Here is a 10,529-nt window from a genome sequence, read left to right on the forward strand (position 1 = left end):
ATTTATACTCATTTTGATAGTTTCTAATACGTCTTAAAAATTAAAACTATCTGGATCTGCACCAAAACGTTCGTTAACATTTAAAGCATTAATAATCCTCATATCCTCTTCACTTAACACAAAATCAAAGATATTCGCATTTTCAATAATAAGCGATTCATGTATGGACTTAGGAATCGTAATAATATCTTGCTGTAAATCCCAACGTAAAATAATTTGTGCAATTGTTTTATCATGTTTATCAGCAATATTTTGTAAAGCTGGATGTTTGAGAAGTTTGCCACTTCCAAGCGGTGAATAGGCTTCTACTTTAATTCCTTTTGTGGCACAGTAATCCCGTAGTTCTAATTGTGATAAGAGTGGATGTAATTCAATTTGATTAACCATCGGTATAATTTCTCCATCCTCTATTAAATCTTCTAAATGATGAATATGAAAATTACTTACTCCAATAGCACGAGCTTTACCATCTCGATAGATTTTTTCCAATGCGCGCCAAGTATCTTTATATTTGCCTGCAACTGGCCAATGAATCAAGTACAAATCAACATAATCTAGGTCAAGCTTCTGTAAGCTCTTATCTAAGGCATCAAGCGTTGTTTCATAGCCTTGATGGGCATTCCAAACTTTCGTTGTGATAAACAAATCTTCTCTAGCCACACCGCTCTCTTTAATGGCTGTTCCAACGCCTACTTCATTACGATAAATAGCCGCTGTATCAATGGCTTTATACCCTGCTTTAATCGCACTCTTCACCGAGTGAATTACTTCATTACCATCTTCCACCTGCCATACACCTAGCCCAAACATCGGCATCTCGACACCATTATGCAATGTAATTGTATCTTGCAAACTCTTAATCATTGAAAAAACCTCCAGTTAACATATTGTATAAAGATTTTTTAATTTACTAATTAAGACACTACTTTTCCCTCTATTTCATGACTGATTGCTTCTACCAACTCCGTCGTTGTTTGCGGAACAAATGTCTTTAACACATTGTTTATCATTACTCCCATAAAACCACCTGATGAAATATCAAGACTACCTGTTAATATAGTATAATCTTGATTAAGACTTTTCACTTCAAAAGAGCCAGAGCCATCAAAGTTATCATTTATTCCTTCTAAATCAAAGGTAATCATTGATTCTTCAACACGAATGATACGGTTTACCTTCAAACTCACTTTCTTCTTCATAAAACCGAAATCACCTAAGAAATCCCACGTTGCTTCCTTCTCATTTACATTTTCATGTGCAATATAGCCAGGCATAAGTGGTGCCCAATTATTTAAATCACTTACAAACTCCCATACTTTATGACTTGGCATGTTTAACTCCACAATATGATTACTACTCGGCATCTATTTTCCCCACTTTCACATTAGAAAAACTTCTTACGTCATAACTTTTCGATTTATCTATATGTTTTTCCTGCTTTTATTAGATTCATGAATGGCAATCTTTATTAAAAAACTCCTTTAGCAAACTTATTTATCTTTGATACATTGCATAACCATAAGAATAACGTTCACTTTCTTCCTTACTTCTTTCTTCAAAAACAGCAACAGAATTATGAATAGAAATCGCGTACACTTCTAAAGCTGCTCCTAGTACTTGAATCCATGCCCCTGAAACAAGTAATAACCCTCCTGCTTCTTCCTTTTCTTGCAGCAAAAATATTTGACCAATGGCATCAAGTGCAGAACCAATCGCAATTAAAATGTTACCTGTAATAAGGGTTTCCTGCATGATAAAGGGTGGTAATGCACGGTTCCCTACAGCCTCTATGTAGGCACCATAAGATTGAACGCCACTACCAAGAGCATTTAATCTTTCCCCTTCTTCTTCCTCCCCTTGGATTTCAATTTCAGTTGCTACTGCATTTGTAGCGTTACCACCTGCTTGCAACCAACATCCAGCACTAGCAGTTAAATATGGTGGTAACGGTTCGACCTCATACACTTTTGCAATACCTATGGCTTGTAAAGTATTACCCAACGCCTCTACAGCACTTCCTATCACAACACCATTTTTTCCTTCTTCCATATCCTGAATAAATACTTTTGATTCGCCTATCGCTACTATAATTGTACCCGCAAGAATAAACCATCCACCCGATAATTCTAGATTTTCAGCGTTTTCTTTATAGATCCTTTCCCATACTTCTCGTTGCTTTTCATTTTCTTCCTTTTCATTCTCCTCTAGCTCCTTCATATACTCTTGAGGCTTCTCTTCCATTGATTTCAAATGCTCTTTATTTGAATTTGTTACTTCCATTACCACAGGCTTCACCACCGTATCATTCATTGATGTTAGTATGATATTCAACCAAATCCGCAAGATTCACAAATATCCTATAGGTTATAAATTTTTGGTTAACAAGGAGAGGGAAAAACAAACATGTTTAAACAGATTTTAGCTAAATTAGGTAAAGGGGCTGCCACCGTTGACTTGAAACTCGACAACCACGAATATCAGTCAGGGGAAAGTATTCGAGGTGTAATTGTCATTCAAGGTGGAGAAGTTGAACAGAACATTAACCATTTAGCTGTTAGATTCATGATGAATGTAAGATTAAAACAAGGTTCAACTATACAACAAATTGCAACTATACCAATTAGCTCAATGGATGTTATTCGTCCCGAAGAGGTAAAGGTCTTACCATTTCATTATGAAATCCCATCTAATATTCCACTTTCTAGTAACACTGTTTCTTACTTCTTCGATACGAATTTAGATATCAATAAAGGCGTAGATCGTAAAGATGTTGATGATATTAAAGTAACACCAAATCAAAAGTTGGATACTATCTTTAATGCACTTAACTCATTAGGTTTCCGTAAACAAGCGACATCAGGAAAGTTAGATGCTTATGGACAAGAATTTGCTTTTTTCCCAACAACTATGTTTGCTGGTGAAGTAAGTGAAATTGAACTTCGTTTTGCTACCGAGGCAAACGGTATTCGCGTATGGCTAGAAGTGGATATTAAAACTAGCTTTAAAGAAGTGGAAGCTAAACGTGAATTCCTATTAGATGAAGAAGTACTAAAAAATGAACAACAAGTTACACAAATATTGAAACAACATATTGCTGAATTAATGGATCAACCTTATTTATTTTCACAACCATTCTCATTTGAACAAAACTTCCATAAAGAAAGTCATTCACCTGGACAAAAAAATAAGGTTCCAGGCATGGTTGGTGGCTTAGCCATTGGAATGATCGGGACTATGCTTATTAATGAAATGCTTGACGATTTCGATGATATGGTAGAGGGAATTATGGATGAATTTGATGATATAACAGAAGACTTTGAAGAAGCTACTGGCGATTTCGATGATTTCATTGGCGGTGAAGATGAATTTTAAGTAAGAGAAATATAAGAGGGTGCCCAATTAATGGGGACCCTCTTATTAACTAATGCGAAAATACCATTTCGATTTTATATAGAACAGCAAATATAGACTGATGCAATACCAAACAATTGAGGCAAAAATAGCAGCTATAATATCTGATGGAAAATGTTCGCCTAACACAATTCTACTTAAACCAACCACTGCACCAATTAGCGTAATGCGCATCATATGTCCACTTGGAAAACTATATGAAATTAATTTGAATGAATAGACAAAAACATCTATATATTCTGTATCTTCTGGGCGTTCTCTTTGGAGCAAAACCTTTAATACATAGTTTACTCCTACCCCACTAGCTGTAACAAATAAAACGAATAGTGAATGAAGGACAGCTTTTTTATACAACATAAATCCAGCAATCACTAGCGTTATCAACAAAATAATCTCAGATTAGCTTTGTAATTAAATCCATCATTAGTATAAATGTAGGAGACGAAATACTATGCAACCATGAAATGACAAATTGATACATTACTAATTCATCGTTTACTGAAGTTGCTATTGCGAAAATTGTAAATATGCCAAGCGAAACTATCATCATGGTTATAATAAACTTATGATTCATAAAACAAACCTCTATTTATTTTTAACTATTTTCAATTCCTTTGCATGCTTTGCTTTGAAAGGATTGACTTGAAACAAATGTATTTTAGATGTAACTAATTGGACAGCTGCAAGAACAAAGAACGCTAAAAGCATGCCAGCTGTTGCATCTAGAATCGCATGTTGCTTTGTAAACAATGTTGATAGAATAATAAGACTACCAAATAACGTCACAAACGCATACTCCCATTTATTTTGTTCTTTACGTTGAAATGCGACCATCATAATGACAAATGTTGTTAACACGTGAATACTTGGCAAACAATTTACCGGTTGATCTGTGCTATACACAAATCTCATTAAATTAGCAAAGATATCATTTCCCACTACTTCAGGGCGAGGCACTGTGCTTTGCCAGAAAAAATATATAACAAAACAAATCAGCTTTCCAATAATCATGCTACTTAAAGCATGATAGTAAAGTTTACGATCAACAAAGCATAAGTAGATTAACATCCCATAAATAAATGGATACCACAATAAATATGGAACAACCCATTCCTTAATAAAGGGAATATGATCATCTAACCCGATAGTCACATCAACAGCTCCTGCGGTTGACTGATTTAATATAGCGTAAATTGGACTAATTAGCACTAAAAGCAATATATAATAAATCGGGTGAAAAGATGTAATATTATACTTTTTCATTTAAAACCTTCCACCTTTCTAATTAAACTAGATTAAGTTCATATGTAACTCTCTACTCATTTTACCTTCAATTACACATTTTTTTATGAAGCCACAGCATTAATATTCCATACAACTTAAGGCTTAAGAAATTAAAATAGTCATATCAATACCCTCTAAAACTATTAAATAATCTTGTTAAAGTTAGTATACGATAATCATATAATTGTTAGTATTTATTTAAGTGACATAACCTTACACTTTTGTAAGTTAAGATCTAATTACAAAAAGGAGCTAAATAAAGCTCCTAGCTATTTCTAATCTGACCAAATATGTCATAAAGGGTAATACTCTTAAGTAGACGAAGATCTTTGCTCAAGCAAATTTACTAATGCTTGATAACCAACAATAGCTGCAATTAAAGAACCAATTAGGAATAATGCAGATCCACCTAATGTAAATAACCTACCTATAAAAATATTCTTTGCCTCTTCAATTTGAGTCTCCGTAGCTTGAGTATTGCTCATTTAGGTCACTCCTTGTATATACGCCTATCTCTTCCTTATTCTATGCAACCTAAAAAAAAGTGTTATTTGTTATTTGCCTATGTATAAAATAATTACCTAGGACTACTATAATGAATCCGATCCATTCTTCCCAAAACCTGGTCCATACTTAATCGCATGGATTTGACCATCCGACGCCCAATTCTCGCGCTCATACTCATTGAATAACACCGTTACCCATTCTTCCTTAACATCCAATTGTTTAGCCGCTTCTCTTGTAACTCTCTCCACAAATTGTTGTTTTTGCTCTATTGTCCTACCTTTTGCTAATTGCACTGTAATTATTGGCATTTTTCCCCGCTTCCCTTCCCCAGTTCATTCCACTAAAAATTTCACCTATATATTATTTTATTATATGATGTTACTAACAAACTCGTTAGATTGGAGAAATCGATGAAGAAACAAGACATTTGTAAATGTGGTGAACCTCTTATTCAAACAGATACAAAACCTGTTTGGGTTCATTGTGAAAATCCTTATTGTGACTATGTTGTAATGCATGGTGATTGGTTAGTCAACCGTATTTTTAAGACAACTTATGAAACGAAATTTGCTAAAAGTGGACCCCGGAAAGGATACTATCAAGGTAGCCCACTTGTTATAAAAATTACAGATATTAAAAAAAATTATATAGATCCATCTTAATTAATTTCTACCAATACTATTATATCACACCATTTATACCAGTTTATGGTATGGAAACACAAAAAAACTGCCCGATTAGACAGTTTTTTATTCTTTATTTAACTCCACCACTTATGCCACATATTGTTGTCTGTGCCTCGGGCAAAGACATCCATTCGATTTGGAGCCCATGAAGCGGCTGCTGGTCCTGACGTGATTTGACCACCAAGGTCCTGCCATTCACTCCAACGTCTACCGTTCCATGATCGAGTCCACATACTACCATTCGTGCCGCGCGCGAAAACATCTAATTGGAAAGGACCTCTTGATGACGCGGCTGGTGCTGATGTGATTTCTCCCTCAAGGTCTTCCCATTGACTCCATCTATTTCCTTCTGTATATCTATGCCATAAACTACCTCTCATACCTCGAGCAAAAAGGTCGATACGGTTACCTCCCCATGAAACAGCAGCTGGAGAAGATGATATTTGTCCTTCTATAGCATTCCAATCACTCCATCGTCGACCATTCCACCACTTATGCCATAAGCGATTATTCGGGTCTTGTACAAATGTATCTAATCGATTGGGACCTCTTGAAGCTACTGCAGGAGCATCTTTTATTCCTCGATCTCGAGGAGAACCAAGATTTTCCCATTCACTCCACTGCGCTCTCGCTTCTACATCTTCAATATGAAGATATCTTTCATCATCATCCAAATTATAATAAAAACCACCTTCATGTATATCATCCTCACCATATTCCGTAGTAGGATCAACTTGGTAATACGCATCGAAATATACAGGCCTTACTCCATCATATGGAGTAAACACACGATTATCAGGATATATCGGATAACCAAATGAAGGATTCATATTGAAAAGACAATCAGGATATGCTGTATCGAAACCTTGATACCGATTATAGTAAGGGAATGGATTTGGATCTATATGATAGTGCTGCATCATATAGGGAGAGAATGACCTAAACATGTAATCATAAGGATTATAGTTAAACAAAGGAAATACCTCCTAGTATTCAAATATCAATATGTCATATTTTATTGATACTTCAATGCTTTGGATAATTGTCCATATGATAATTGGTTTTAACGCCTACTAACTTGTTTTATCATTTCATCTATCTCTGCTCATATATTTCGTTCTCTGCTCATATTTCTCGTTCTCCGCTCATTTAAAAAGGCCATCAAGATAAAATAATCTAAATGGCCTATTATTAAACTTCCATTTAATGATATTACCTTCTTCCCCTACAAAGAGGAGGGCTTAACACCTTGAGGAATTGGACATTGATACAGTCCGTTTCGTTCTTCAAGTAATTCTTGCTTGGCTTCTTCAATTATGTTCGGCTTCATTAGCATATCGATTGTCGTAAGCGCTAACACTTTTGCTGCTTGCAACATACCTTTATGAGCTAATCCTGTTTTCCCTTGCGCCACCAGTTGCCAAGAGTGTAATTGCGTTCCTGCCACAAAACAAGATCCAAAGAATTGCGCAGTTGGCACAACCCAACTTACATCGCCAACATCTGTTGAGAAATAAATCATTTGGTTTCCTTCTACATATGTAAAAATATCCGAAAAGAAAGGATGATTATCGAATTCATTCACTAATTTTTTCAATGGTTTTCCCGTCAATTTGCTGATTTCATTCAATGTGGCTTCCTGATCTTGCTTTGTAATTGTCTCCATCATCTTCTCGGCAAAACGGTATTCTTCTTTATCGTAGTTTGGTAAGCTCACTTTTTGAAGATGATGATGTAGTACCTTACCTAGTGTATGGTTTGGCATAAAATTCGAACAGCCCTTATCAAAGGTAATTGCTAGTTCTGTTTCTGTCATTAGTGCAGCGCCTTGAGCAACTTTTAAAACACGTTCATAAATGGCCTTCACTTCTCTCAATTGAGGAGCACGGATTAAGTATTGAACTTCCGCATCACATTGTACGACATTCGCTGATGCACCACCCGGATTAGTAACCGCATAATGTATTCTTGCTTCAGGAATGATATGCTCTCGTAAATAATTCACTCCCATATTCATAAGCTCGACTGCATCAAGTGCACTTCTCCCTAAATGAGGAGAGCTAGATGCGTGTGCAGCTTTCCCTTTAAAAGAAAAATAAACTTGATAGTTTGCTAGCGTTGAGCAAGAAAACACACTTGAATAGCTAGTAGGATGCCAAGTTAAAGCTATATCAACATCCTTAAATGCACCATCGCGTACCATAAAGGTTTTTCCAGATCCTCCTTCTTCTCCAGGACAGCCATAATATCGAATTGTTCCCGATAAGCCTTGTTCCTCCATTATTTGTTTAACAGCAATAATGGCAGCAATCGGTGCAGTACCAAGTAAATTATGACCGCAGCCATGTCCATTACCACCTTCAAATATAGGCTCATAGAAAGCTATTTCTTCCTTTTGACTTAAGCCTGGAAGTGCATCATATTCACCTAACAAACCAATAACAGGCTTTCCGGAACCATAGCTAGCGGTAAAGGCTGTTTGAATTCCAGCTACATTTCGCTCAATCATAAATCCTTCTTGTTCTAGTAACTGACAAATAGCCTCGGCAGATTGGAATTCCTCAAACTTTGTTTCAGCATAGTCCCATATTTTATTACTCAATGCGATAAAAGAATGACGTCTTTCTTCGATAATTCCATTCACTTTTGAGTGTAAACTCAAATCTAAATCCCTTCTTTCGCTGTGAAAATTAATGTCTCCATTTCAATATATGCTGATTCCCTTCCTGTAACAGCTTCATCAAATACACTATTTGACCCGCATGATACTTAAGCAAGATTGTTTTTTCGCAGGCCCAGGTACTACCGTATTCTTGGATGCTGGAACATCAACATCCCTATTTAAGTCTTCTTCATTCATATGACATAATATTTTTTTGCAGATTCTCCTGAATAAACTCGTTCATCTCAACACTCCTATACATAAATTGACAATGTCATTTAATAAAGGATAAAATATTCTGAATACTTAAGCAACTTTTTCATCTACTATATAAAATAGCGACTCTTCTTTATGAAGAATCGCCATTGCTTTCTTAATTTGCTAACAAATTAAGAATCTTTTTATTTCCTTGATTATTTTCAACTGCATAATCATATGCCGTGTATCCTTCTTTATTTACAACCGATTGATCAGCTCCATTGTTAACTAGAAGCTCCACGATATCTGAGTATCCATACATTGTCGCAAACAAAAGTGGTGTATCACCATCAGAGTCTTGTATGTTGAGATTACATCCTGATTGAATTAACAGTTCAACAGCTTCATAGGCATAATTATCAATTGCATAGTGAAGGGCTGTCCAGTTTTCATTATCAACTGCATCCAGATCTGCACCATTTTCAATTTCTTTTTTCATATCTCTTAGCGCATTAATACTTGCAGCATTCATTAATTCTGTGTAACCATCAACATAGTACTCATCACTATACTCATCACTATACTCATCATCAATCCATTCGTCTTCCAATATAGCTTCACTAATGACAGAATCAATTTTTTCGAATGCATAGTAAATACCAAATACGAATGCTGGAATAATTACAAATACAAATACTAAACCAATGAAAATATTTCGTTTACGCTCTTTAAATAACGAATACTCCGAAGGGTTCTGCCAATTGTATAAACTGTTCATTCGTTTTGGAAGATCAGGGTGGGTAGATAGCTTCTCACTTAACCAGTGGAAAAATCCCTTTTCGTCTTCGAGTTGAGCCATATATGCATCTTGATTAACGCGATATTGTAGCTTTTTCCCTATCGCCAAAATAGTAAGGGCATTTTGAGCTGCTTCCATATTCTTCGTATAGTAAGCCCCGTAACGATCACACGTGTATTCACATGCTCTCATATAAGCCTCACCTAGAAAAGGAATCCACATAGTAGGTAGGATCAACGTGTGCAATAACACATGTCGTCTCTTTAAATGTGCAAATTCATGTGCTAATACAAACATCATTTCATCTTCTTGATTACTTTCAATTAAATCAAATATTTCTGAGTATACAACAACCATGTTCTTGCCGAAGAAACGAGTGGCAAAAGCATTCATCATTCCCATGCTTTCAATTACATACATGGCTGGAACCTTCTTCAATTCCATTTCATTTGAGAGCATTACCGCCTTTTCATAAATATCTGGGAATTGATGTGGGGAAATCCTAACGGCATTTCTTCGAATTTGCGCCATGCTAATGGCATGAAATAAAAATGAAATAAGGGCGATAAAAAGAATAATAACAATACCTATAACGGAAAGGGCAAAAACAATATAAAATAACAAACTAAAAATAATGGCAAATCCTAGGTATACAGATTCTTTCTTATGTACTAAACTACGTTGTAAATTTTCATTCATTTTTGTGAATCAACATCCTCTTCTATTTTTTAAACAACATTTCCTATCATAATTGTGTATTTTCTAGAAAACAAGACGAAATTAGTGAAAATATACAAACTATACAAAAATAGTACATTAGCATTTTATTTATACGCCCCCTACTATCCTACTTTATTCTCTTTCTCTCATACTTCTCTCTATCAAATAGGAATAAGGTTCTATTTTTCTCTTCTTGTATAAACAGAAATTGTAGAAAAACCATGAAAAATCACTTTTTTTGTAAAACTATTTAAGTTTACAA

Annotated in this window: 13 protein-coding genes; 2 read left to right on the forward strand and 11 right to left on the reverse strand. The window is 35.2% G+C overall.

Features of this window, described 5'->3' with window-relative positions:
• Positions 1–33: 33 nt before the first annotated feature.
• The 3 genes from V7014_RS14640 to V7014_RS14650 form a co-directional block, all read right to left on the reverse strand.
• Positions 34–864 (reverse strand): aldo/keto reductase, encoded by an 831-nt coding sequence (locus tag V7014_RS14640; RefSeq protein WP_335508178.1) that lies wholly within the window; start codon positions 862–864, stop codon positions 34–36.
• Positions 865–914: 50 nt separating this feature from the next.
• Positions 915–1,364 carry a CoxG family protein gene (locus tag V7014_RS14645; protein WP_335508179.1) on the reverse strand — a complete coding sequence of 150 codons (450 nt, stop codon included), beginning with the start codon at positions 1,362–1,364 and terminating at the stop codon, positions 915–917.
• A 130-nt stretch (positions 1,365–1,494) separates the two neighbouring features.
• A complete protein-coding gene (locus V7014_RS14650) occupies positions 1,495–2,310 on the reverse strand; it encodes a DUF6944 family repetitive protein (protein WP_335508180.1) in 816 nt (271 codons plus the stop codon).
• Positions 2,311–2,403: 93 nt separating this feature from the next.
• On the opposite strand from V7014_RS14650, the gene V7014_RS14655 reads away from it, so the two are divergent.
• Positions 2,404–3,372 carry a sporulation protein gene (locus V7014_RS14655; protein ID WP_335508181.1) on the forward strand — a complete coding sequence of 323 codons (969 nt, stop codon included), beginning with the start codon at positions 2,404–2,406 and terminating at the stop codon, positions 3,370–3,372.
• A gap of 45 nt (positions 3,373–3,417) precedes the next feature.
• Here the strand turns inward: V7014_RS14655 and V7014_RS14660 are convergent, their stop codons facing one another.
• From V7014_RS14660 to V7014_RS14680, 5 genes are all read right to left on the reverse strand, one after another.
• Positions 3,418–3,795 carry a phosphatase PAP2 family protein gene (locus V7014_RS14660; RefSeq protein ID WP_335508182.1) on the reverse strand — a complete coding sequence of 126 codons (378 nt, stop codon included), beginning with the start codon at positions 3,793–3,795 and terminating at the stop codon, positions 3,418–3,420.
• A gap of 10 nt (positions 3,796–3,805) precedes the next feature.
• Positions 3,806–3,985, reverse strand: coding sequence for a hypothetical protein (locus V7014_RS14665; protein ID WP_335508183.1), 180 nt, complete (start codon positions 3,983–3,985; stop codon positions 3,806–3,808).
• Between the two features lie 11 nt (positions 3,986–3,996).
• Positions 3,997–4,674, reverse strand: a complete 678-nt coding sequence (locus V7014_RS14670) for a phosphatase PAP2 family protein (protein WP_335508184.1) — start codon at positions 4,672–4,674, stop codon at positions 3,997–3,999.
• 332 nt (positions 4,675–5,006) lie between these two features.
• The gene (locus V7014_RS14675; protein ID WP_335508185.1) at positions 5,007–5,180 is read right to left on the reverse strand and encodes a hypothetical protein; all 174 of its coding nucleotides are present in this window, start codon (positions 5,178–5,180) and stop codon (positions 5,007–5,009) included.
• A gap of 105 nt (positions 5,181–5,285) precedes the next feature.
• A complete protein-coding gene (locus V7014_RS14680) occupies positions 5,286–5,510 on the reverse strand; it encodes a tautomerase family protein (RefSeq protein ID WP_335508186.1) in 225 nt (74 codons plus the stop codon).
• 102 nt (positions 5,511–5,612) lie between these two features.
• Here V7014_RS14680 and V7014_RS14685 point away from each other — a divergent pair, with 102 nt between their 5' ends.
• Complete coding sequence (locus V7014_RS14685; protein WP_335508187.1) at positions 5,613–5,864, forward strand: hypothetical protein; 252 nt, start codon at positions 5,613–5,615, stop codon at positions 5,862–5,864.
• Between the two features lie 98 nt (positions 5,865–5,962).
• Here the strand turns inward: V7014_RS14685 and V7014_RS14690 are convergent, their stop codons facing one another.
• The 3 genes from V7014_RS14690 to V7014_RS14700 form a co-directional block, all read right to left on the reverse strand.
• Positions 5,963–6,862: a carbohydrate-binding protein gene (locus V7014_RS14690; protein WP_335508188.1), complete on the reverse strand. Its 900-nt coding sequence runs from the start codon at positions 6,860–6,862 to the stop codon at positions 5,963–5,965.
• Between the two features lie 251 nt (positions 6,863–7,113).
• On the reverse strand, positions 7,114–8,550 hold the full coding sequence (locus V7014_RS14695; protein WP_335508189.1) for a M20 family metallopeptidase: 1,437 nt from the start codon (positions 8,548–8,550) through the stop codon (positions 7,114–7,116).
• 373 nt (positions 8,551–8,923) lie between these two features.
• Positions 8,924–10,246: a M48 family metallopeptidase gene (locus V7014_RS14700; RefSeq protein WP_335508190.1), complete on the reverse strand. Its 1,323-nt coding sequence runs from the start codon at positions 10,244–10,246 to the stop codon at positions 8,924–8,926.
• Between the last annotated feature and the right edge of the window lie 283 nt (positions 10,247–10,529).

This window comes from Bacillus sp. JJ722 (assembly GCF_036963345.1).
GTDB lineage: Bacteria > Bacillota > Bacilli > Bacillales > DSM-1321 > Bacillus_AD.